20 protein-coding genes and 1 tRNA gene are annotated in these 22,761 nt (G+C 63.4%); 3 read left to right on the forward strand and 18 right to left on the reverse strand.

The genetic code is table 11. The features are described from left to right. Positions 1–34 precede the first annotated feature (34 nt). The 14 genes from rpoB to tuf all read right to left on the reverse strand — a co-directional run bounded on the left by rpoB (position 35) and on the right by tuf (position 14,843). Positions 35–4,150 carry a DNA-directed RNA polymerase subunit beta gene (rpoB, locus tag ACUXVA_RS25260; protein WP_265083139.1) on the reverse strand — a complete coding sequence of 1,372 codons (4,116 nt, stop codon included), beginning with the start codon at positions 4,148–4,150 and terminating at the stop codon, positions 35–37. Positions 4,151–4,574: 424 nt separating this feature from the next. Then, positions 4,575–4,946 (reverse strand): 50S ribosomal protein L7/L12, encoded by a 372-nt coding sequence (gene rplL / locus ACUXVA_RS25265; RefSeq protein WP_265083138.1) that lies wholly within the window; start codon positions 4,944–4,946, stop codon positions 4,575–4,577. A 56-nt stretch (positions 4,947–5,002) separates the two neighbouring features. Next, the gene (rplJ, locus tag ACUXVA_RS25270) at positions 5,003–5,521 is read right to left on the reverse strand and encodes a 50S ribosomal protein L10 (protein ID WP_445488872.1); all 519 of its coding nucleotides are present in this window, start codon (positions 5,519–5,521) and stop codon (positions 5,003–5,005) included. A 633-nt stretch (positions 5,522–6,154) separates the two neighbouring features. Then, the gene (locus ACUXVA_RS25275; protein WP_265083136.1) at positions 6,155–6,796 is read right to left on the reverse strand and encodes an Isoquinoline 1-oxidoreductase subunit; all 642 of its coding nucleotides are present in this window, start codon (positions 6,794–6,796) and stop codon (positions 6,155–6,157) included. Continuing rightward, a complete protein-coding gene (locus ACUXVA_RS25280) occupies positions 6,793–8,976 on the reverse strand; it encodes a molybdopterin cofactor-binding domain-containing protein (RefSeq protein WP_445488874.1) in 2,184 nt (727 codons plus the stop codon). Before ACUXVA_RS25280 ends, ACUXVA_RS25275 begins: the two co-directional genes overlap by 4 nt. A 3-nt stretch (positions 8,977–8,979) precedes the next feature. Further along, the gene (locus ACUXVA_RS25285; protein ID WP_265083134.1) at positions 8,980–9,444 is read right to left on the reverse strand and encodes a (2Fe-2S)-binding protein; all 465 of its coding nucleotides are present in this window, start codon (positions 9,442–9,444) and stop codon (positions 8,980–8,982) included. A gap of 167 nt (positions 9,445–9,611) precedes the next feature. After that, a complete protein-coding gene (locus ACUXVA_RS25290) occupies positions 9,612–10,562 on the reverse strand; it encodes a 2-hydroxyacid dehydrogenase (protein WP_265083133.1) in 951 nt (316 codons plus the stop codon). Positions 10,563–10,823: 261 nt separating this feature from the next. After that, positions 10,824–10,994 (reverse strand): hypothetical protein, encoded by a 171-nt coding sequence (locus tag ACUXVA_RS25295; protein ID WP_265083132.1) that lies wholly within the window; start codon positions 10,992–10,994, stop codon positions 10,824–10,826. Positions 10,995–11,180: 186 nt separating this feature from the next. After that, positions 11,181–11,873: a 50S ribosomal protein L1 gene (gene rplA / locus ACUXVA_RS25300; protein WP_265083131.1), complete on the reverse strand. Its 693-nt coding sequence runs from the start codon at positions 11,871–11,873 to the stop codon at positions 11,181–11,183. Positions 11,874–11,878: 5 nt separating this feature from the next. Continuing rightward, positions 11,879–12,307, reverse strand: coding sequence for a 50S ribosomal protein L11 (rplK, locus tag ACUXVA_RS25305; protein ID WP_265083130.1), 429 nt, complete (start codon positions 12,305–12,307; stop codon positions 11,879–11,881). A 126-nt stretch (positions 12,308–12,433) separates the two neighbouring features. Next, entirely contained in the window at positions 12,434–12,964 is a 531-nt protein-coding gene (gene nusG / locus ACUXVA_RS25310) for a transcription termination/antitermination protein NusG (protein ID WP_265083129.1), read from the reverse strand. Positions 12,965–12,988: 24 nt separating this feature from the next. Further along, positions 12,989–13,180, reverse strand: a complete 192-nt coding sequence (gene secE / locus ACUXVA_RS25315) for a preprotein translocase subunit SecE (RefSeq protein WP_265083128.1) — start codon at positions 13,178–13,180, stop codon at positions 12,989–12,991. Positions 13,181–13,466: 286 nt separating this feature from the next. Further along, positions 13,467–13,542 (reverse strand) — tRNA-Trp (locus tag ACUXVA_RS25320). A gap of 110 nt (positions 13,543–13,652) precedes the next feature. After that, on the reverse strand, positions 13,653–14,843 hold the full coding sequence (gene tuf / locus ACUXVA_RS25325; RefSeq protein ID WP_265083127.1) for an elongation factor Tu: 1,191 nt from the start codon (positions 14,841–14,843) through the stop codon (positions 13,653–13,655). Between the two features lie 167 nt (positions 14,844–15,010). On the opposite strand from tuf, the gene ACUXVA_RS25330 reads away from it, so the two are divergent. Next, positions 15,011–16,231 carry a serine hydrolase domain-containing protein gene (locus ACUXVA_RS25330; protein WP_265083126.1) on the forward strand — a complete coding sequence of 407 codons (1,221 nt, stop codon included), beginning with the start codon at positions 15,011–15,013 and terminating at the stop codon, positions 16,229–16,231. 146 nt (positions 16,232–16,377) lie between these two features. Here the strand turns inward: ACUXVA_RS25330 and ACUXVA_RS25335 are convergent, their stop codons facing one another. Both ACUXVA_RS25335 and ACUXVA_RS25340 read right to left on the reverse strand, forming a co-directional pair. Continuing rightward, the gene (locus ACUXVA_RS25335) at positions 16,378–17,145 is read right to left on the reverse strand and encodes an SDR family NAD(P)-dependent oxidoreductase (protein ID WP_265083125.1); all 768 of its coding nucleotides are present in this window, start codon (positions 17,143–17,145) and stop codon (positions 16,378–16,380) included. A gap of 46 nt (positions 17,146–17,191) precedes the next feature. Then, on the reverse strand, positions 17,192–17,929 hold the full coding sequence (locus ACUXVA_RS25340) for a histidine phosphatase family protein (protein WP_265083124.1): 738 nt from the start codon (positions 17,927–17,929) through the stop codon (positions 17,192–17,194). A 135-nt stretch (positions 17,930–18,064) separates the two neighbouring features. Here ACUXVA_RS25340 and ACUXVA_RS25345 point away from each other — a divergent pair, with 135 nt between their 5' ends. Beyond that, positions 18,065–18,850, forward strand: coding sequence for an SDR family NAD(P)-dependent oxidoreductase (locus ACUXVA_RS25345; RefSeq protein WP_265083123.1), 786 nt, complete (start codon positions 18,065–18,067; stop codon positions 18,848–18,850). A 33-nt stretch (positions 18,851–18,883) separates the two neighbouring features. Here the strand turns inward: ACUXVA_RS25345 and ACUXVA_RS25350 are convergent, their stop codons facing one another. Both ACUXVA_RS25350 and ACUXVA_RS25355 read right to left on the reverse strand, forming a co-directional pair. Beyond that, the gene (locus ACUXVA_RS25350; protein ID WP_445488880.1) at positions 18,884–19,789 is read right to left on the reverse strand and encodes a DMT family transporter; all 906 of its coding nucleotides are present in this window, start codon (positions 19,787–19,789) and stop codon (positions 18,884–18,886) included. Between the two features lie 139 nt (positions 19,790–19,928). Then, positions 19,929–21,131, reverse strand: coding sequence for an MFS transporter (locus ACUXVA_RS25355; RefSeq protein ID WP_445488882.1), 1,203 nt, complete (start codon positions 21,129–21,131; stop codon positions 19,929–19,931). A 458-nt stretch (positions 21,132–21,589) separates the two neighbouring features. Between ACUXVA_RS25355 and ACUXVA_RS25360 the strand changes: the two genes are divergently transcribed. Then, positions 21,590–22,519 (forward strand): transposase, encoded by a 930-nt coding sequence (locus tag ACUXVA_RS25360; RefSeq protein ID WP_265080989.1) that lies wholly within the window; start codon positions 21,590–21,592, stop codon positions 22,517–22,519. The last annotated feature ends 242 nt before the right edge of the window (positions 22,520–22,761 follow it).

Below are 22,761 nucleotides of genomic sequence, written 5' to 3' on the forward strand. Positions count from 1 at the left end.
GCCCGGCCAGACAGGCCGGGCATTCGCTTTTAAATTACTCAGCCGCCTCGGACGGGGTCGGCGCCTGCTTCGAGTTGTGCAGGTCGACGTTGAGGCCCAGCGAGCGCATTTCCTTGACCAGCACGTTGAACGATTCCGGAATACCGGCCTCGAACGTGTCGTCGCCGCGCACGATGGCTTCGTAGACCTTGGTACGGCCCGCGACGTCGTCCGACTTCACGGTCAGCATTTCCTGGAGGGTGTACGCCGCGCCGTAAGCCTCGAGCGCCCACACTTCCATTTCGCCGAAACGCTGTCCGCCGAACTGCGCCTTGCCGCCCAGCGGCTGCTGGGTGACGAGCGAGTAAGGACCGATCGAACGCGCGTGGATCTTGTCGTCCACGAGATGGTGCAGCTTGAGCATGTAGATGTACCCAACCGTCACCTTGCGATCGAACTGATCGCCGGTCCGTCCGTCATAGACGGTGGACTGGCCCGACGCGTCGAGGCCTGCCATCTTCAGCATTTCCTCGATGTCGGCTTCCTTCGCACCGTCGAACACCGGCGTCGCAATCGGCACGCCGGGCTTCAGGTTGCGCGCGAGCTCCAGGAGCTCGCTGTCGTTCAGCGACTTGATGACCTCGTCGTCGCCGTAGATCTTCTTCAGGGTCTCCTTCAGCGGCTTGAGATCCTGCTTGGCGTAGTAGGCGTCAACGGTCTGGCCGATGCGCTTGCCCATGCCTGCGCAGGCCCAGCCGAGATGGGTCTCGAGGATCTGACCGACGTTCATGCGCGACGGCACGCCGAGCGGGTTGAGCACGATGTCGGCATGCGTCCCGTCTTCAAGGAACGGCATGTCTTCGATCGGAACGATCTTCGACACCACGCCCTTGTTGCCGTGACGGCCGGCCATCTTGTCGCCCGGCTGGATCTTGCGCTTCACCGCGACGAAGACCTTGACCATCTTCATCACGCCGGGCGGCAATTCGTCGCCACGCTGCAGCTTTTCGACCTTGTCAAGGAAACGCTGTTCGAGGCCCTTCTTCGACTCGTCGTACTGCTTCCGCATCGCTTCGATTTCGGACATCAGCTTGTCGTTCGCGGTGGCGAACATCCACCACTGCGACTTCGGATACTCCTCGAGCACGGCGCGGGTGATCTTGCCGTCCTTCTTGAAGCCCTTCGGACCGGCGATGCCGACCTTGTTCTCCAGAAGATCGGTCAGACGGCCGTAGACGTTACGGTCGAGAATGGCCTGCTCGTCGTCGCGATCCTTGGCGAGGCGTTCGATCTCTTCCCGTTCGATCGCCAGCGCGCGCTCGTCCTTGTCGACGCCGTGACGGTTGAACACGCGGACTTCGACGATGGTGCCCTGCACGCCCGGGGGCACGCGGAGCGAGGTGTCGCGAACGTCGGACGCCTTTTCGCCGAAGATGGCGCGCAGAAGCTTTTCTTCCGGCGTCATCGGGCTTTCGCCCTTCGGGGTGATCTTGCCGACCAGGATGTCGCCGGCGCGGACTTCGGCGCCGATGTACACGATGCCGGCTTCGTCGAGGTTCTTCAGCGCTTCTTCCGACACGTTCGGAATGTCGCGGGTGATTTCCTCAGGGCCGAGCTTGGTGTCGCGGGCCATCACTTCGAATTCCTCGATGTGGATCGAGGTGAAGACGTCTTCCTTCACGATCCGCTCGGAGAGCAGGATCGAATCTTCGAAGTTGTAGCCATTCCACGGCATGAACGCGACCAGCACGTTGCGGCCGAGCGCGAGCTCGCCGAGGTCGGTCGACGGACCGTCCGCGATGATGTCGCCCTTGGCAACGCTGTCGCCCACCTTCACCAGCGGACGCTGGTTGATGCAGGTCGACTGGTTGGAACGCTGGTACTTCATGAGACGATAGATATCGACGCCCGACTTGGTGGGATCGAGATCTTCGGTGGCGCGGATCACGATGCGCGTGGCATCGATCTGGTCGATCACGCCGGTGCGGCGTGCCGCGATCGCAGCACCCGAGTCGCGCGCCACGACGGCTTCCATGCCGGTCCCGACGAACGGCGCTTCGGCGCGTACCAGTGGCACGGCCTGACGCTGCATGTTCGAGCCCATCAGCGCGCGGTTGGCGTCGTCGTTCTCGAGGAACGGGATCAGCGCCGCAGCGACCGAAACCAGCTGCTTCGGCGACACGTCCATGTAGTCGACCTTGTCGGCCGTGATCGCCAACACGTCGCCGGAGTGACGGCAGACGATCAGGTCGTCGGTGAAGCGGCCCTTGGCGTCGAGGGTCACGTTCGCCTGCGCGACGTGGTAGCGGCCCTCTTCCATCGCCGAGAGGTACACGACCTCGTCGGTGACGCGACCGTCCTTGACCTTGCGGTAGGGCGTTTCCACGAAGCCGTACTTGTTGACGCGCGCGAAGGTCGCCAGCGAGTTGATCAGGCCGATGTTCGGGCCTTCCGGCGTCTCGATCGGGCAGATGCGGCCGTAATGGGTCGGATGCACGTCGCGGACTTCGAAGCCGGCGCGCTCGCGGGTCAGACCGCCCGGTCCAAGCGCCGACAGACGGCGCTTGTGGGTGATCTCCGACAGCGGGTTGGTCTGATCCATGAACTGCGACAGCTGCGACGAGCCGAAGAATTCACGCACGGCAGCGGCTGCCGGCTTGGCGTTGATCAGGTCCTGCGGCATCACGGTGTCGATGTCGACGGACGACATGCGCTCCTTGATGGCGCGCTCCATGCGCAGCAGGCCGACGCGATACTGATTTTCCATCAGTTCGCCGACCGAACGCACACGGCGGTTGCCGAGATGGTCGATGTCGTCGATCTCGCCCTTGCCGTCGCGCAGATCCACCAGCGTCTTGATGACGGCGAGGATGTCTTCCTTGCGCAGCGTGCGATGGGTGTCGGGCGCATCGAGTTCGAGGCGCATGTTCATCTTGACGCGGCCGACCGCGGACAGGTCGTAGCGCTCAGAGTCGAAGAACAGCGACTGGAACATGTTCTGGGCGGAGTCGATGGTCGGCGGCTCGCCGGGACGCATCACGCGATAGATGTCGAACAGCGCGTCTTCACGCGTCATGTTCTTGTCGGCGTTCAGCGTGTTGCGGATGTAGGCACCGATGTTGACATGGTCGATGTCGAGCAGCGGCAGATCCTTGTAGCCCTCCTCGACCAGCGCCTTCAGCGACTTCTCGGTGATCTCTTCGCCCGCCTCGGCATAGATCTCGCCGGTCTTGGTGTTGACGAGATCTTCGGCGAGATAGTTGCCGACCAGTTCCTCGTCGGACATGCGCAGTGCCTTGAGGCCCTTCTCGGCGAGCTGACGGGCAGCGCGCACGGTGAGCTTCTTGCCGGCTTCGAGCACGACCTTGCCGGTATCGGCATCGATCAGGTCGTTGATGGTCGAGTAGCCACGGAAACGCGTGGCGTCGAACGGTACGCGCCAGCCTTCCTTGATCTTCTTGAACTGGATCTTCTTGTAGAACGTCGAGAGGATCTCCTCGCCATCCAGACCCAGCGCGAACATCAGCGACGTCACTGGAATCTTGCGGCGACGATCGATGCGCGCGAACACGATGTCTTTGGCGTCGAACTCGATGTCCAGCCAGGAACCGCGATACGGGATCACGCGGGCGGCGAACAGCAGCTTACCCGACGAGTGGGTCTTGCCCTTGTCGTGGTCGAAAAACACGCCGGGCGAACGATGCATCTGCGAGACGATGACGCGCTCGGTGCCGTTGACGACGAAGGTGCCGTTCATAGTCATGAGCGGGATATCGCCCATGTAGACGTCCTGCTCCTTGATGTCCTTGACGGAGCGCGCGCCGGTTTCCTCGTCGATATCGAACACGATGAGGCGCAGCGTCACCTTCAGCGGCGCAGCATAGGTCATGCCGCGCTGGCGGCACTCGTCGACGTCATATTTCGGCGGCTCGAATTCGTAGCGAACGAATTCCAGCATTGAAGTGTTAGAGAAGTCCGAGATCGGGAAAACCGACCGGAACACCGCCTGCAGACCCTCGTCAAGGCGACCGCCGACGGGTTCATCGACCATCAGGAACTGGTCGTAGGACGCCTTCTGAACCTCGATGAGGTTCGGCATCTCTGCGACTTCTTTAATATGACCGAAGAACTTGCGAACGCGCTTGCGACCTGTGAACGTCTGCTGACCCATCGTGGCCTCTCATTGCGTCGCCCGTAACGGGCGAACCTTCCGAAGCACGACTGGCGTCGCCCCCGGGTTGAATTTCCAAAACGTTCGCGACCCCGGCTCAAATTCAGGACTAAAATCCCGATGTCGAACGCTTAAATCGCGGAACGCAAAACGACGTGCGGAGCGCTTGTCTACGCCCTGCCCGTCGAAACCGTCTTCTTACGGACTGAAAAAGCCCGAAATGGCCCATCTCCCAACGGCTTAGCCAGAAACGTTGCCGTCCCCGCGCGCAAACCGTGCTTTCGTGCTGCCGTCCCGATATGGGATGGCAATAATGGAGATTCGAGGGTGGTTCCCACGAAACCTCACACAATCTTGTGTACAATTCAATTCCGTACCAAGGGGCAGTCGCCATGGCGACCGCCCCCGGAACGAAAAGTCGCTCTTACTTGAGTTCGACCTTGGCGCCAGCCTTCTCGAGCTGAGCCTTGATCTTGTCGGCTTCTTCCTTGTTGACGCCTTCCTTGACGGCCTTCGGGGCGCCTTCGACCAGGTCCTTGGCTTCCTTGAGGCCAAGACCCGTGATCGCACGGACTTCCTTGATGACTTCGATCTTCTTGTCGCCGGCGGCAGCCAGCATGACAGTGAACTCGGTCTTTTCTTCAGCGGCAGCAGCCGGAGCGCCGGCAGGGCCAGCAACAGCGACGGCAGCAGCGGCGGACACGCCCCACTTTTCTTCGAGCAGCTTGGCGAGGTCGGCAGCCTCGAGCACGGTCAGGCTCGAGAGTTCTTCAACGATCTTATTGAGGTCAGCCATTGATCTATTTCCTTAAGCGTATCTTGGTTCGAACCAGGGTTTGAATGCGAAGGGCGTCAGGCCGCTTCGCTCTTTGAGGCATAGGCCTGAACGACGCGTGCGAGCTTGGACGCAGGCGCAGTCGACAGCCGAGCGATCTTGGTCGCGGGCGCCACAAGGAGGCCAACGATCTTCGCGCGCAGTTCGTCGAGCGACGGCAGCGCGGCCAAAGCCTTGACGCTGTCGACGGTCAGGACGGTTTTACCCATCGAGCCACCAAGGATGACGAAGTTCTCGTTCAGCTTGGCGAATTCGACGGCAACCTTCGGTGCAGCTACCGGATCGTCCGAGGTGGCGATCACGGTCGGACCCTTCAACAGGGACCCGATGGCAACAACATCCGTGCCTTCAAGAGCAATTTTGGCGAGACGGTTTTTCGAGACCTTCACGGAGGCGCCAGCCAGCTTCATCTGCGTACGCAGCTTCTGCATCTGGGCCACGGTGAGGCCGGAATAATGGGCGACGACCGCAACGCTGGTGGTCTTGAACAGACCGTTCAGCGCTTCGACCGCGTCCTTTTTTGCCGCTCTTTCCACAGCAAGCTCTCTCCGGTTGGCGACCTTTGCCTCAGAACTTTGTCTGGGCAGGGCCGCCGGGTTACACCCAATCGACCCGCCCTAACCTGACCTCAAGACACCAGTCTTTTACAAAGACCAGGTCTTCGGACACGTCGGGCGCGACGATGTTGAAAAGCCTGCCCTCCCGAACCGTTTCCAGCGCGGGGTGTCGAGGTTCGAACCATATTCGTTGCCCGTCGCATGGCGCGACGCTGGCGAAATCCGGTCTTCACCCGTCTATGCTGGCTGCAAATATTATCGATTAAGCCGTTGATGAAACTTGCGTTTCCTCGCGAGCGCCAGCAGTCTCGGACAGGATCGAGATGATCGGCAAGCCGGTCACCCCTGCCCGCCTTCGTCCAGCAAGGACAGTCCACCATCCCCTTCGAGCAATCCATGCGGATGTCTTGAAGGAAACGATCTCCAGGTCCATTGTTTTCGGAATGCGTGCACAGACGTGCCGACTCAAGCCAGCGCGCCCGGAACCAATCCTTTAACGAGTCTTTTCAATGTTGCCAAGGGGGTTTTTGCCCGGCGGCATCTTTTATGCAGGGCGGCTCTTGTGCCTTCCCCGCGCCGTCGCGCGGGAAAGGAAAAGAAGCCGCCACAGCCCTACCCCTTCGGGCAGGCGGCGCCTGCATCGGCCCAGGCCTTGAACAGTTCACCGAACTGCTTCTGGGTGCCCGGCGCCGGGGTGCGGTTGCCGCCGGGGTGCCAGCCCCAGCCGACCAGCTCGTCTTCGGCCATGTGCTTGACCAGCGCCGCCATGTCCTTGCCGCCGTTGCGCGCCTTGTCCTTGATCTGCACGCAGATCTGGCCAAGCGTCTTGCCCTGCCAGGCCATTTCCGCGGGCGCCAGCGCCCACTTCGGATTGCCCGGCACGTTGGCGGCGTCGAAATTGGCCTCGTGATGACAGGTCGCACAGGCCAGCCCGCCGGCCGCGCCGACGCCACCTTCGCCGCGCACCACCAGCGGGATGTGCGGACGCATCTTGTCGGTCTGCGTCGGGCGTTCGGTGGCCGGATGGCAGTTCATGCAGCGCGGCGAGTTCAGCACCTTGCCGGCCTCCTGAAACAGCGCCACCGCGCGCTGGTTCTTGTCCTTGATCTTGGCGAAGGCCGAGACCGGCTGCAGCCTGTCCGGACCGGTTGCGGTTGCCGCATCGGCCTGAATGTCCGGCACGGCGACAGCCAGCACGCTGGCCGCAATGGTGCCGGCGGCGAGCGCCAGCATCGATTGCTTGAACAGGCTCATGCCGACGCTCCCGGTACGATCGGCAGTTGCCGCGGCCTTCCCACACCGAGTTTCGCCATGGCATTGGCCACTGCCGGCCCGAGCGGGGGCACGCCGGGCTCGCCGACGCCGCTGGGCTTTTCGGTGGACTTTACGATGACCACCTCGATCTCCGGCATCTCGTTGATGCGCAGCGAGCGATAGCTGTCGAAGTTGCCGGAGACCGGCACGCCGCCCTCGAGCTTCTGCTCGGCATAGAGGATGTGGCCAAGGCCGAAGCCGATGCCGCCTTCCATCTGTGCGCGGATGATGTCGGGGTTGACGGCGACGCCGCAATCCACCGCGCACCACACCTTGTGCACCTTCGGACCGTCGTCGGTCATCGACAGTTCAACCACCTGCGCCACGAAAGTATTGAAGCTCTCCACCACCGCGACGCCGCGGGCGCGGCCTTCCGGCACCTTGTAGTTCTTCCAGTCGGCCAGTTCCGCAACGGCCTTCAACACGCCGGCATGGCGCGGCTTCTTGCCCATCAGTTCGAGACGGCCCTCGACCGGATCCTTGCCGGCGGCCTCAAGAAGCTCATCGATAAAAGCCTCGACGGCGTAACCGGTATGGGTGTGGCCGACCGAGCGCCACCACAGCACGGGCACGCCGACATCGACCTGGTGCATGTCCATCTTGAAGTTGGCGACCTCGTAAGGGATCTCGTTGGAGCCCTCGTAGGAGGTCGGGTCGAGACCGTCCTTGAACATGATGGATTCAAAGAACGAGCCCTTCATGATCGACTGGCTGACGATGGTGTCGCTCCAAGCCTCGATCTTACCGTCGCGCACCGTGCCGCGCATCCGGTGGATGCTGTAGGGGCGATAATAACCGCCGCGCATGTCGTCCTCGCGGGTCCAGACCAGCTTGACGCCTTTGCCCGGCCCGATCGCCTTGGCGACCTCGGCAAGTTCGATCGCCTGGTGCGTGGACTGCTGGGCGCGGCGGCCGAAGCTGCCGCCGGCGAGCAGGACATCGATCTTCACCTTCTCCATCGGCAGGCCAAGCACCTTCGAGATCGCCTTGTGGTCAGGGGTCGGGAACTGACAGCCGTAACGGGCATAGGCGGTGTCGCCGTCCCACTTCAGGTAGCCGTTGAGCGGCTCCATCGCGGCATGGGCCAGATAGGGGAACACATACTCCACTTCGACGACGCGACCGCCCTTGGCCATCGCCCCCTCGAAATCCCCCTCGTTCTTGACGACCTTGCCCGATGTCTTCGACTTCTCGCGGAATTCCGCGAGCGGCTGCGCCGAGCCGCGGGTCTCCGCCTTGCTGTCGTCCCAGACGATCTTCAGCGCGTCGCGCCCCGTCTTGGCCGGCCAAAAACCCTTCGCATAAACCGCGACGCCGGTCGGCACTTGCTTGACGTCGACCACGCCGGCGATCGACTTGGCCGCGGTGGCATCGAAGGATTTTACGGTGCCGCCGAATTTCGGCGAACGCGCGATCACCACCGTCAGCATATCCGGCTCGTTGATATCGAGCGTATAGAATGCCTTGCCGTTGCTCTTGTCGGCGCTGTCGAGGCGCTTCACGACGCCTTCCTTGCCGATCAGCTTGAACGTCGAGGGATCCTTCAGCTTGGGATCGGCCGGCACCGGCATGGCCATCGCCTTGTCGGCGAACTCGCCGAACCGGCCCTCTTTGCCTGAGGCGTGCTTGATCACGCCGTTCTCGACGGTGATCTCATCCGCCGGCACCTGCCAGGCATCCGCGGCAGCGGCGACCAGCATCTGCCGTGCGGCGGCGCCGACCTGACGCATCTGGATGTAGGAGTTGGCGATCGCGCTGGAGCCACCGGTGCCCTGCAGGCCGAACGCCAGATTCTTGTAGAGCTGCGGGTTCGACGGCGCGTGGTCGGCGCGCATCTGCGACCAGTCGGCGTCGAGTTCCTCGGCGACCAGCGTTGCCATGCCGGTGAAGGGCCCCTGCCCGAACTCGATGCCCTTGCACAGCACCGTCACGGTGTTGTCGGGTTTGATAATCAGGAACGTATTGGGCACAATATTGTAAGCCGGCGCCGCGGGAGCCGCTTGCGCAAACGCATTGCCGCCGCGTGCGACATAGGCGCCGATCACCAGGCCCGCACCGGCCTTGAGGATGGAACGGCGCGACAGCGACGTGTCGTGGATCGTTTTGTCATGAATGGTCATGGCTCAACCCTCCAGCGTTTTGGCGGCGCCATGAATGGCAGCGCGGATGCGGACATAGGTGGCGCAGCGGCAGATGTTGCCGTTCATGGCCAGATCGATGTCGCGATCGGTGGGAGCTGGGTTGAGCGTGAGCAAAGCGGTGGCGCTCATCACCTGGCCGGACTGGCAGTAGCCGCATTGCGGCACGTCGAGCGCCACCCACGCGCTCTGCACCGCCTTGGCCTCCTTGCTGTCGAGACCTTCGATGGTGGTGACTTCGCTGCTACCCACCGCCGACACCGGCAGCGAGCAGGAGCGCACCGTCTGGCCATCGAGATAGACCGTGCAGGCGCCGCATTGCGCGACGCCGCAGCCATATTTGGTTCCAGTGAGCCCCGCGCCCTCGCGGATCGCCCAGAGCAAGGGCGTATTGGGGTCGACATCGACCTGGTGAGTCTGACCGTTGATCTTGAGCGCGAACGCAGCCATCGCTGAGCTCCCTGGTAGGTCGAATGTACGCCTACATTCGACTGCTTCTAAATGACCAGCGACAACTACAACGAGACGACGGTTTCAAACACTCAATTATTTTTGTGCTTCTGCGGAACCAACTACAGCTTACGGACTTCGATTGGGATCCATATATATGCCGCGTGTCATATGATGACGGGGTACGGCAACGTCTTGCCTGCAAAATATGCAGACAGATTGGCGATGACGCAGTCCTGCATCGCCGTGTGCGAATCCAGCGTGTGACCGCCGATATGCGGCGTCAGCACGACGTTCGGCAGCGCCGTCAGCGCATCGGGCGCGTGCGGTTCCTTCTCGAACACGTCGAGGCCGGCGCCGGCGATGGTCTTGTCGGTCAGTGCGCCGACGAGCGCCGCCTGATCGATCACCGAGCCGCGCGAAATATTGATGACAAAACCGTTCGGGCCGAGTTTCTTCAGCATCGCGGCGTCGACGATGTGGTGGGTGTCGGCACCGGCGCGTACTGCGATCATCAGCACGTCGCACCATTCCACCAGCGCGTCGAGGCTCGGCATATAGGCATAGGGCACGTCGTGCCGGCTGCGGCTGTAGTAGGCCACCTCGGTCTCGAACGCCGCCGCGCGCGCCGCGATCTTGCGGCCGATCTCGCCCATACCGTAAATGCCTACCTTGCGGCCGGGATTGCCGGGGAGCGGTGACATCAGCGGCGACGGCCTTGCGGCCGACCAGCCGCCCTCGCGCAGATAGTGGTCGGCCGGCAACAGCCGCCGCGTCACCGCCAGCATCAGCGTCATCGCCAGGTCGGCCACCGAGGCCGCATTCGCCGCCGGACTGTTGCCGACCACGATGCCGCGCTCAGCCGCGGCCTTGAAGTCGATACCGTCATAGCCGGTGCCGTAGCAGATGATGGCGCCCAGCGAAGGCAGCATGTCCATCACGTCGCCAGGCAGTTTCTGGCCGCCAGCGGTGATGAGCGCGCGGACATTCCTGAGCTGCTCGGGCGTGAAGGTCTCGAGCGGCGGCTTGCCGGCAGCATCGATCAGGTCGAAGCGCTCGCCGATGCGCGCCATCATCGCCTTCGGAAAACGCGAATAGATCAGTACCTGCTCCGCCATGCCGCCATTCCTGCTCTGAATCAAAAAGAAAGGACGGCCCCGGTGTCACCCGATCCGCCCCATGGTTTGCCGCGACGGCATGCGCCGACAGCCCAGCTTTTCGCTTTGGCTCTGTCTACGAGATATTCAACCGGAAAGCACCCTGCCCGGACGCAATCGGATTTCCACACGCCTGCCGCGCGCCATGCGAGGACGATCCTCGTCACAGACACGTCGGCACCCGTCGGCTACGCAGCGGATCGCGATCTCCTGCCGACCACATCAGGCGTCGGCGCGGCCTTCCGCAACGGGAGCGGCAACGCCGGCCTCGGTTGCCCAATGCACCCGAACGCTGGCGCGCGGAAAGACGACGACTTCCGAGGAATCGCCGGGTCCGGGCACCGACCGCGTCGGGCGCCGATCACTTTTTACGAAAGCGAGAATTTCAGCCATGGCACGGCTCCAATTGCTCTTCCGGAATGCGCCGAGAATCGACGGCGCGTTCCTCAAGCCTCGGCCTGCATGGTTAACGGAGTTTTAAGCAATGCATCCCGTGCAAACACGGATGGACCGGGCAAACGAAAGGGGCGGAACCGGTCGCCCGGTGCCGCCCCTGGATTTTGTCAGTCGGAGAATAGCTTAGCCGAGCACGGTGGCCGGCTCGACCTTCACGCCCGGGCCCATGGTCGAGGACACCGCAACGCGCTGAACGTAGGTGCCCTTCGAGCCAGCCGGCTTCGCCTTCGCAACCGCGTCGGCAAGCGCCTTGATGTTCTCGATCAGCTTGACCTCGTCGAACGACGCCTTGCCGATACCGGCCTGCACGATGCCGGCCTTCTCGACGCGGAACTCGACCGAACCGCCCTTGGCGCCCTTGACCGCCGACGTGACGTCCATGGTCACGGTGCCGATCTTCGGGTTCGGCATCATGCCGCGCGGACCGAGCACCTTACCCAGGCGACCGACCAGCGGCATCATGTCGGGAGTGGCGATACAACGGTCGAAATTGATTTCGCCGTTCTGCACCTTCTCCACCAGGTCCTCGGCACCGACGACGTCGGCGCCAGCGGCGCGGGCTTCGTCAGCCTTCGGGCCACGGGCGAACACGCCGACGCGCAGGGTGCGGCCGGTGCCATGCGGCAACGTGACGACGCCACGGACCATCTGGTCGGCGTGACGCGGGTCGACGCCGAGATTCATCGAGATTTCGATGGTCTCGTCGAACTTCGACTTGGCACGTTCCTTCACCAGCTTGATGGCGTCGGTGATGGTGTACAGCTTTTCGCGATCGATGCCCTCGCGGGCGGCCTTCAAACGTTTTCCAATTGCCATGACCGTTACCCCGCCACCTCGACGCCCATCGAACGGGCAGAGCCCTCAACCATCTTCATGGCTGATTCAATGGTGTCGCAATTCAGATCTTTCATCTTCGCTTCGGCGATTTCGCGCACCTGCGCCTTGGTCACCGAGCCGGCCTTGTCACGGCCAGGCAGCTTGGAGCCCGACTTGAGATCGGCGGCCTTCTTGATGAAGAAGGACATCGGCGGCGTCTTCAGTTCGAACGTGAAGGAACGATCTGCGTAGATCGTGATCACCACGGGGATCGGGGTAGCCTTCTCGATCTTCTGCGTCTGCGCGTTGAACGCCTTGCAGAATTCCATGATGTTGAGGCCGCGCTGACCAAGCGCGGGACCGATCGGGGGCGAGGGGTTCGCCGCACCGGCCGGCACCTGAAGCTTCAGGTATCCGGTCACTTTCTTTGCCATGTGTCACTCCTGTTGTGCCGGCTTGCGGCCGGCGGTTGCAGGTACCGTGGTTGGGTCGACGAGCGGCTGGCGACCGCCCTCTTCCTCCCACAGCTAACGACGCGAAGCGTACTTCGCGTATTGCGATCAGACCTTTTCGACCTGACCGAATTCCAGTTCGACGGGGGTGGCGCGACCGAAGATCGACACCGCCACCTTGACGCGCGAACGCGCCTCGTCGATTTCCTCGACCACGCCGGAGAACGACGCGAACGGGCCGTCGGCGACCTTGACGTTCTCGCCGATCTCGAACGACACCGACGCCTTCGGGCGCTCCACGCCTTCCTGCACCTGGTGCAGGATGCGCATGGCCTCGGCTTCCGAGATCGGCATCGGCTTGTTTTCCGCGCCGAGGAAACCGGTGACCTTCGGGGTGTTCTTGATCAGATGAAACGCTTCGTCGGTGAGCTGCATCTTCACCAGCACGTAGCCTGGGAAGAACTTGCGCTCGGCTTCCATCTTGCGGCCGCGGCGCACTTCCGTGACCTTCTCGGTCGGGACCAGCACCAGCTCGAACAGATCCTCAAGACCCCGCTGCTTGGCCTGCTCGCGAATCGATTCCGCGACCTTCTTCTCGAAGTTCGAATAGGCGTGAACGATATACCAGCGCATGCTCATGGGGTCAGGTCCGCACGCTTGTCATCAATGGATGCCGAGCAAAAAGGTCACGATAAGGCGGATAATCTGATCCGCCGCGAAAAAGAAGATCGAAGCCAACGCCACCATCACGAACACCATGATCGTGGTGATCGTCGTCTCGCGACGCGACGGCCAGGTTACCTTGGCGGTCTCTGACCGCACTTCCTGCAGGAATTTGAACGGGCTGAAAGCCATCGTTTTATGATCCGCGTCCGTCCTCAGACGATTGTCAGGTTTCAGGAATCCGAACAGCCCTCTGGCGCCCTACCCTCTTCCAAGGATGGGCCGCCAAGCGGGCCATTTTGTTTCGGAAAATCAAAGCCGCGTCGGAAGTCCGTCAAGCGGGCCGACAGCGAGTGCTGCGTTGTATGGCGAGTCCGGTCAAAGGTCAAGATGCCGGGCCGGGAGCAATCCTGCTGCCGCCGAACCACCCAAGTGGCGGCAAAAATCGCCGAAAATCCGGTTAAAGCCTTGAAATTGCTGGCAGGGGCGGCAGGGCTCGAACCTGCGACAACCGGTTTTGGAGACCGGTGCTCTACCAACTGAGCTACACCCCTAAAGGGAAACGGCGCAGAAGCTGTTTCCGCGCCGTTTGAAGCATAAGCGATGCCCCGTTTGCAAGGGGGCAACTGGGGAATGACGATATCCTGCCATTCCCCTCGCCGGATTACTCGATGATGCTTGCGACGACGCCTGCACCCACCGTGCGGCCACCCTCGCGGATAGCGAAGCGCAGCTTCTCTTCCATGGCGATCGGCACGATCAGGTGCACTTCCATGGCGATGTTGTCGCCCGGCATGACCATTTCGGTCCCTTCCGGCAGATGAACCACACCGGTCACGTCGGTGGTGCGGAAGTAGAACTGCGGACGGTAGTTGGTGAAGAACGGGGTGTGACGACCGCCCTCTTCCTTGGTGAGGATGTACGCCTCAGCCTTGAACTTGGTGTGCGGCTTGACCGAACCCGGCTTGCACAGCACCTGACCGCGCTCGACTTCCTCACGCTTGGTGCCGCGCAGCAGCGCGCCGATGTTGTCGCCGGCCTGGCCCTGATCGAGCAGCTTGCGGAACATTTCCACGCCGGTGCAGATGGTCTTCTGGGTGTCGCGGATACCGACGATCTCGATTTCCTCGCCAACCTTGACGATGCCGCGCTCGACGCGGCCGGTGACGACGGTGCCGCGGCCCGAGATCGAGAACACGTCTTCCACCGGCATCAGGAACGGCTGGTCGATCGGGCGTTCCGGCTGCGGGATGTAGGCGTCGACCGCCTTCATCAGCTCCAGGATCGCGTCGTGACCGAGCTTCTGGTCGGAGTTCTCGAGGGCGGCCAGCGCCGAACCCTTGATGATCGGAATGTCATCGCCCGGGAAGTCGTACTTGGAGAGAAGTTCGCGAACTTCCATTTCCACCAGTTCGAGCAACTCGGGATCGTCGACCATGTCGCACTTGTTGAGGAACACGACCAGCGCGGGAACGCCGACCTGGCGGGCCAGCAGGATGTGCTCGCGGGTCTGCGGCATCGGGCCGTCAGCGGCCGACACGACGAGAATGCCGCCGTCCATCTGCGCCGCACCGGTGATCATGTTCTTCACATAGTCGGCGTGGCCGGGGCAGTCGACGTGGGCGTAGTGGCGGTTGGCGGTCTCGTACTCGACGTGAGCGGTCGAGATCGTGATGCCGCGGGCCTTCTCTTCCGGCGCCTTGTCGATCTGGTCGTAGGCCGTGAACGTCGCACCGCCCGTCTCCGCCAACACCTTGGTGATCGCCGCCGTCAGCGACGTCTTGCCATGGTCGACGTGACCGATCGTACCGATGTTGCAATGCGGCTTGTTACGTTCGAATTTTGCTTTGGCCATTGATCCACCTGCTGCGGCCAGCGCGGTTGCGCGGCACCAAACCGGCGGCTGGTTACTCAAGAAAACGGCCCTGTTCAAGCCTGAACTTCTGGGCCAAGCTTTGGCAACCCCCGCCGGGTCTCGCCCTATCTAGTCCGGCGCACAAAAATATCAATCGGGAGAGCTTGATGACCGCCCAAACTGCCAGACAGTCCGCCACGCCACAGACCCCGCCTCTGCCGCAGGCGAAGCCGGAAACCCTCGGCCTGTCATCAGGCCGTCTTCAAAAGATGTCTGACGCGTTCCGGCGCGAGATCGACAAGGGCACCACGCCGGGCGTGACCATGCTGGTGGCGCGCCGCGGCCAGATCGGCTGGTTCGAGGCACTGGGCCGGCAGGGTCCGGACGGCGACGCAGCGATGGCCCGGGACAGCATTTTCCGCATCTTTTCCATGACCAAGCCGATCGTCTCGCTGGGTATCATGCAACTGGTCGAGGACGGTCAGATTCTGCTCAACGAGCCGCTGGCCAAGTACATCCCCGAATTTGCCGACAGCAAGGTCGGCGTCGAGCGCAACGGCCAGCTCGAACTGGCCTTGCCGCTGCGGCCCATCACCATCCAGGACCTGCTGCGCCACACCTCCGGCATCGCCTATGAGATCACCGGCAATGGCATGGTGCAGCGGATGTACCAGAAGGCCAATGTCCGCAATCGCAACATCAGCAATGCCGAACATGCCGCCATCGTCGCCGGCCTGCCGCTGATCTGCCAGCCCGGAGCCGAATGGAACTACAGCCGCTCCACCGACATCCTCGGCCGGGTCATCGAGGTGGTGTCCGGCAAGACGCTCGGCGCGTTCCTCACCGAGCGGATTCTCGCGCCGCTGCGGATGACCGAAACCGGCTTCCACACCGACGCCGCCAACAGCGGCCGCATCGCCCAACCGTTCCCGGTCGATCCGTGGACCGGCGACAAGGTGACGTTGTTCGATCCGCTGGAACAGCCGAAGATGGAATCCGGCGGCGGCGGGCTCGTCTCCACCACCATGGACTATGCGCGGTTGTGCCAGATGCTGATGAACGGCGGCACGCTCGACGGCGTCAGAATCATCGGCCGCAAGACGCTGCACTTCATGGCGTCCAACCATCTCGCGGCGAATGTGAAGGTCGAGAGCCACCTGCTGCCGCCCGGCCACGGCTTCGGCCTCGGCTTCGCCGTGCGTACCGACGACGGCATGGCGCCGTTCGCCGGGTCGAAGGGCCAGTTCTTCTGGAGCGGCGTCGCCGGCACCTTCTTCTGGATCGATCCCGTGGAAGAGCTGTTCGCGGTGTTCATGTCGCAGGGACCGGGGCAGCGCGAATATTTCCGCACGCTGATCCGCAGCCTGGTTTACGCGGCGCTGGAGTAATTGAAAGACATGTGCCGCGAACACCGGTGTCATGCCCCGCGAAAGCGGGGCATCCAGTATTCCGCGACGCCCGCGTGAATCGCAGCAACCGCGTTGACTGGATCACCCGCTTTCGCGGGTGATGACAACAGAGGTTGTTGCGACGATCAGCTGATCGTCGCGCCGCCGTCGATCACCATGGTCTGGCCGGTCATGAAGTTGCCGGCCGCCGAGCCGAGGAACACTGCAGCACCGGCGATCTCGTCGGGGATGCCGATGCGCAGCAGCGGCGAGCGCGCGGTGGAGGCCTTCAGCGTGTCGGGATTGTCCCACAGCGCTTTCGCAAAGTCGGTCTTGATCAGGCCGGGCGCGATGCAGTTCACGCGCACATTGTGCGGCCCGTATTCGCAGGCGAGATTGCGCGCCAGCTGCATGTCGGCGGCCTTGGAGATGCAATAGGCGCCGATGGTGGTCGAGCCCTTGATGCCGCCGATCGAAGACACGATGATCACGCTGCCGTCCTTGCGCGCGATCATGTCGGGAACGACCATGCTGGTCAGCCAGTTGTTGGCGACGATGTTGTTGCTGAGGATCTTGTTGAACTGGTCGTCGGAGATGCCGGCCAGCGGCCCGTAGTAGGGATTGGACGCGGCGTTGCAGACCAGCACGTCGATCTTGCCGAAGGCGCGCTTGCTCTCGTCGACCAGGTTCTGCAAATTCTCCTTGCTGGAAATGTTGGCAGCGATCGCCACCGCGGAGCCAGCACCGAAACGATCGTTGATCTCTTTCGTCACCTGATCGCAGACATCCTGCTTGCGCGACGACACCACCACCTTGGCGCCATGTTCCGCCATGCGCTCGGCAATGGCGCGGCCGATGCCGCGCGTCGAGCCAGTGATGACGGCCACTTTTCCGGTCATGTCGAACAAGGTCATGAATCGTCTCCCGTGTTGTCCGGTCTGTGCCGGCTTTGTTGTTGGATCAGGCAAGTTTCGTCGGCGTCACTTCCGGACCGGCCGGCTGATGCATCGCGGCGTGTTCGGGGCTGGCGATCCATGGCTGCTGGTTGACCATGGGAATGCGCCAGCCGGAATGGCCGTCGCTGGCGAGATGGTCGAGCCGGGTCACCGAGCAATTGTCGATGGTGAAGGCCAGCCCGCGATCCGGCTGGTTGCTGAGCGCGAGACCGATCGCCGCCTTGATGGTGCCGCCATGGGCGACAGCGATGACGTCCCGGCCCGCATGGGTGACGTTGATGCGGTCGATGGCGCGGCACACCCGGTTGTAGAGATCCATGAAACTCTCGCCGTTCGGCGCGGGATCGTCGATCGGGGCGAACCAGTAGCTGCCCACCGCGATCGGTCTGGACGCAAAGAACTGCGCGCGGTTCATGCCCTGCCAGTCGCCGAGATGCTGTTCGGCGAGATCGGGTTCATGCAGCATGACATCGGGCCGGGGAAACCCCGCCGCCCAGATCGCGTCGGCGGTCTGGTGCGTGCGCTTCAGGTTGCTGGCGAACCATACCGCGTTGCGCGGCAGGATCTTGCCGACCGCGTCGAACACCACGCGATCGCTGCAGTCGCAGTCCATGTCCTTCTGGCCGTAGATGTTGCCGCCATCGTTGCGCACCGGCGCGTGGCGCACCCACCACCAGCGCGTCGCGACGACTCCTGCCGGCACGGTATGTTGCGCAACGAATGGCTTGGCGTCGTTGGACATCGCGATCACCCTTCAATAGTGTTTCATCACTGGTACGTCAGAGCGCACATCCCCTCAAGCGCCTTCACATGCGCACCACAACGAACGAATTCCATCTGGCGGCAAGCCGCTCACAAAAAGCAACGGGAGAACACCATGGGCCGTCTCGCAGGCAAATCCGTCGTCATCACCGGCGCCGGCAGCGGCATCGGCCGCGCCGCCGCGCTGATGTTTTGCAAGGAAGGCGCAAGACTGATCGCGGTGGACCGTTCCGAGGCGACCCATGAGACCGTCGACATGGTGCGCAAGGCCGGCGGCATCGCGGAAGCGGTCACCGCCGATGCAGGTTCCGAAGCCGACGTGAAAGGCTTCATCGATCTCGCGGTGTCCAGACACGGCCGGCTCGACGCCATCTGGGCCAATGCCGGCATCTCCGGTGGCCTTGTGCCGTTGCTCGACCAGACGGTGGAACAATGGCAGGAGATCCTGCGCATCAACCTGATCGGCCCCTTCCTGGCGATCAAGCATTCGATGCCACACATGATCGGGCAGAAATACGGTTCGATCGTCTGCACCGCGTCGGTGGCCGGCCTGAAGTCCGGCGCCTCGGGCCATCCCTATGCGGCGAGCAAGGCCGGCGTCATCAGCCTGGTGCAGACCACCGCCTATTCGCTCTCCGGCACCGGCGTGCGCATCAATGCGGTGTGTCCCGGCCTGATCGAAACCGGCATGACCAAGCCGATCTTCGACAACGCCAAGGACCGCGGCACCGAGGGCAAGATCGGCCAGCTCAACCCGCTGAAGCGCGCCGGTCAGCCGCATGAGCTGGCGGCGATGGGACTGTTCCTGGCCAGCGACGACGCGTCCTATGTCAACGGCCAGGCGATCCCGGTCGATGGCGGGCTGACGGCATCGATGCCCTATGCGGGCAAGCCGATCTGATCCGTCTCACCCTCCCCTTCGGGGCGGGTGAGCTTACAGCGCGTCCTGAGCCGAGGCGGTGCTGGCCAGCGGCCGGTTGCGCACGCGCTCGCGGTGGAAGGCATAAATGCCCGACAGCACGATCACGCTCGAACCGAGCACCATGGCGCCGTCGGGCGAATCGCCGAACACGAGATAGCCAAACAGCATCGCCCACAGCAGTTGCGTGTAGCGGAACGGCGCCACCGCCGAAATATCGCCGGCCCGCAGCGCCAGGATGATGCATTGATAGCCGACCAGCATCAGCACGGCGGCAACCGCCAGCAGCCCAAGCGCAGAACCGGATGGCGTCACCCAGCCGCCGAGCGGCACCATCACCACGGCACCGACCATCGCGATCGCGACGGTGGTGAGAAGCGTGACCAGCAGCGCCGGGATCTCCGCCGGAATTTGCTTGGTAGCGAGATCGCGCAGGGCATAGAACGCCACCGAGATGAGCGCCAGCACGGCATACTGGTTGAAGCCGTCGACGCCCGGTCGCACGATGATCAGCACCCCGGCAAAGCCCGCCGCGATCGCCAGCCAACGCCGCCACCCGACCCGCTCGCCGAGGATCAACACGGCGGCCAGGGTGACGGCCAGCGGCTGGGCCTGGATGATGGCCGTCACATTGGCCAGCGGCAGGTTGGTGATCGCCGCCAGGAACAGGATGGTGCCGCCGATCTCCCCGCCGATGCGCATCAGCACCGGCGCCACGACCACGACGCGCAGCGGCCGCAGGGCGCGTCGATGCAGGACGAGCAGGCCAATCAGGACCCCCGCAAACAGGCCGCGGAGCAGCATCACCTCCCCGAAATTCATCTGCAAGGTCAGGAATTTAGTAAGTGCGTCGGTGACGCTGAAGCTGGCCATGGCGAGCGCCATCAGCAGGCTTCCACGCAGATTGGGAGAGAACGGCAAGAGGAGTGTCCGAAGATGATTGAATGCGGCGAATACGGCGGATCGATCACCGTGCAACCTGCTTCATGAAACACCCGGGCGCGCAACACAATGGGCGCAGCGGCGGGTTTGCCGCTGCGACAGTTTTCGCGCCGCGCCATCACGGCGGCTTGATCAGGACCGCGCCTGCCGCAGCGAGCTGAATGGCTATGCCGACCGACAACGGCAGCGCATAGCCACCGCTCAGGTCGCGCAGCAGGCCCATCGCTGCAGGCCCGCAGGCGTTGACGACACCGCTGATGCCCATGGATAGCCCGAGCACAATGCCGAACGCGCCGCTCGGGAATTCGCGCTGCACCACCAGCGCCGGCAGGGTGATCAGATTGCCGATCGAGAAGCCGAACACCGCACAGGCCGGCAGCAGCGCCCGCGGATCGACCGAGTGTCCGATCACCGCCAGCGCCACCGCCTGGCTGAGGATCGACACCGCGGCCGTGCGCCGCGGATCGAGGCGATCGACAAACAGGCCGAGACCGATGCGGCCGCCGAGCGCCATGAATGTCGTCAGCGCCACCGCGCCGCCGGCCGGCTGGAAGCCGATCAGAGGCGTCAGGATCGCGATCTGGTGCACGATGAACGCCACCTGGACCAGCAGCGCCAGCGCGAACGGCGCGGTGAGCGACCAGAATCTGGCATCGCGCAGTAATGACAGCCGGGACGCCACCGCAGTGGGCTGTGGAGCCATTGCAACCGAGCGATCGATCGGCAGTGGCAATCTGATGACGATGGCCACAATCGGCACCAGCACGCTGACCGCCAACGACGCCGCAAGCCACAGCGCGTCGCGAAATCCCAACGTTCCGACCAGCCACACCAGCCCCGGCGCAAGCACGATGCCGCTGCATGTCGCGCCGGTGAATGTCAGGCTGATGGCCAGGCCCCGTTTGTGCTCGAACCACGCGCCGACAATCGCCGCCGCAGTCACGGTGCCGAGGCCGACCCAGGCCAAAGCAAGCATGGCAAAGCCCGCATAGAGTTGCACCACCGATGCGGCCGATGCCAGCAAGGCCAGGCCCGCCGCCAGCGCCGCAATCCCTGCCAGCACCAATCGGCGCGGCCCGAACCAGCGCAGCAGGTCGCTGACGAACACGGAGAACAGCGATCCCAGCAACAGACAGAGCGTGGCGCCGCTCGCCACCCGCGCGGTCGACCAGTCGTTGAGCCGACGAAGCTCTGTGACATAGATGCCCTGGCCATAGAGACCGAAACCGAACATCGCGAGTTCGACCAGGAACAACGCGGCGACGATCCGCCACCCGGCGTAGCGCAGGGAGCTCTCGTCGACCGGCTGCGACTGGTTCAAGTCTCAAAGCCCCCTGCCCGCACGACGTCCCCATTCGCGCCGTCGATTTCTACTCTCGATTGCGTCGCGCCGCCAGCAACGCCGGCAAAGCTGCCGGTCAACAAATAAGACAACGCATAACAATGGCTCCGGCATCGGCGCTATCGTAGGTGCTGCTGCAATATGGTTGCCCTCCTCCGGATACGGCGGCGCCGGGGCTCGCGTGCCCCGGACGCGGTGCAGCGCGCCGCGCTTGCGCGGCGTGGTGCGCCGCAGATCCGGGGCCCAGCTTGGTAACATCAAGAAGGTGGGTCCCTGTGTAGTCGGGATCTGACATGATGGGTGCGGGCGGGATGCCGTTGGGCCCCTGGTCATGAAGACCGTGATCCGGCTTGGCACCCGCCCGCGCTACATTACCCACACCTGAACAGTTGATCGAGGCCGTTCGCCGCGGACCTCGCAGCACAGGGACAGGCATCATGATCATACATCCTGGCTTCGTTGGAATCGATATCTCCAAGGACTTTCTTGACGTCTTCGACAGCAACATCGGCACGGTGCGCCGCATCGACAACCTCCCCGAGGCGGTCAACGCCTTGATCGCGGGGTGGGCCGGCAGCGATGTATTCGTGCTGTTCGAGGCCACCGGCCACTACGACAAGGCGCTGCGCCGGGCCTTGAGCGCGGCCGGCATCGCTTTCGCGCGGGTCAACCCCGCCCGCGCCCGGGATTTCGCCCGCTCCATCGGCTTGCTCGCCAAGACCGACGCAATCGACGCGCGGATGCTGGCGGCGATGGCCCAATGCCTGCGGCCCGGCGCCGACGGCACCACCGACCCGGCGCGGGAGCAGCTTGCCGACCTGCACAAGCGCCGCGATCAGCTCGTCGCCTGCCGCAAGCAGGAGCGCACCCGCCTTGCCGCAACCGGCGCCGACCTGCTGGACGAGCTGATGCAGCATATCGCCTGGCTCGATCAGGCTATCCAGCGCATCGATCGGCGGATCGCCACCCTGATTGCCGGGCAGCAGGGCCTGCACGCCGCACAACGCCTGATGCGCTCGGTGCCGGGCATCGGCCCGGTTTGCGCCGCCACGCTGTTGGCACTGATGCCGGAACTCGGCTCCCGCTCGCCAAAGGCCATCGCCGCTTTGGCTGGGCTGGCGCCCTTCAATGTCGATAGCGGCAAGTTCCGCGGTGCCCGCAAGATCCACGGCGGCAGGCGCCGGGTCCGCGAAGCCCTCTACATGGCGGCCGTCTCCGTCACTCGAACCAAATCCCGGTTCGCAGCAGCCTATCGTGCCCTGAGAGACGCGGGCAAACCCGCCAAAATCGCCCTGATCGCCGTCGCTCGCAAGCTGCTCGTCACCCTCAATGCGGTGCTTCGTGATCAAGCGCCCTTTCACGCTTGATCACGAAAATTACAGTTGCCGGATCTGCGCAGCGGCGTTTCGGACGATGCTGCGCATCGTCGCTCACGCCGCAGCGCGTCCGGGACACGAGACGTCCGCATCCGTGCGACGCGCGGTTTCGAATTTCGGATTCAATTGTCAAACAGCCATGCAATCGCATCCCCGCGACGCCAATGCGTCCGGGCTATGCTGCATTCCCTTGCCCTCCCAATCGAGAGGTCGCGCGGAACGCCGGGTGCCCG

The sequence above is a fragment of the Rhodopseudomonas sp. RCAM05734 genome (assembly GCF_052658035.1).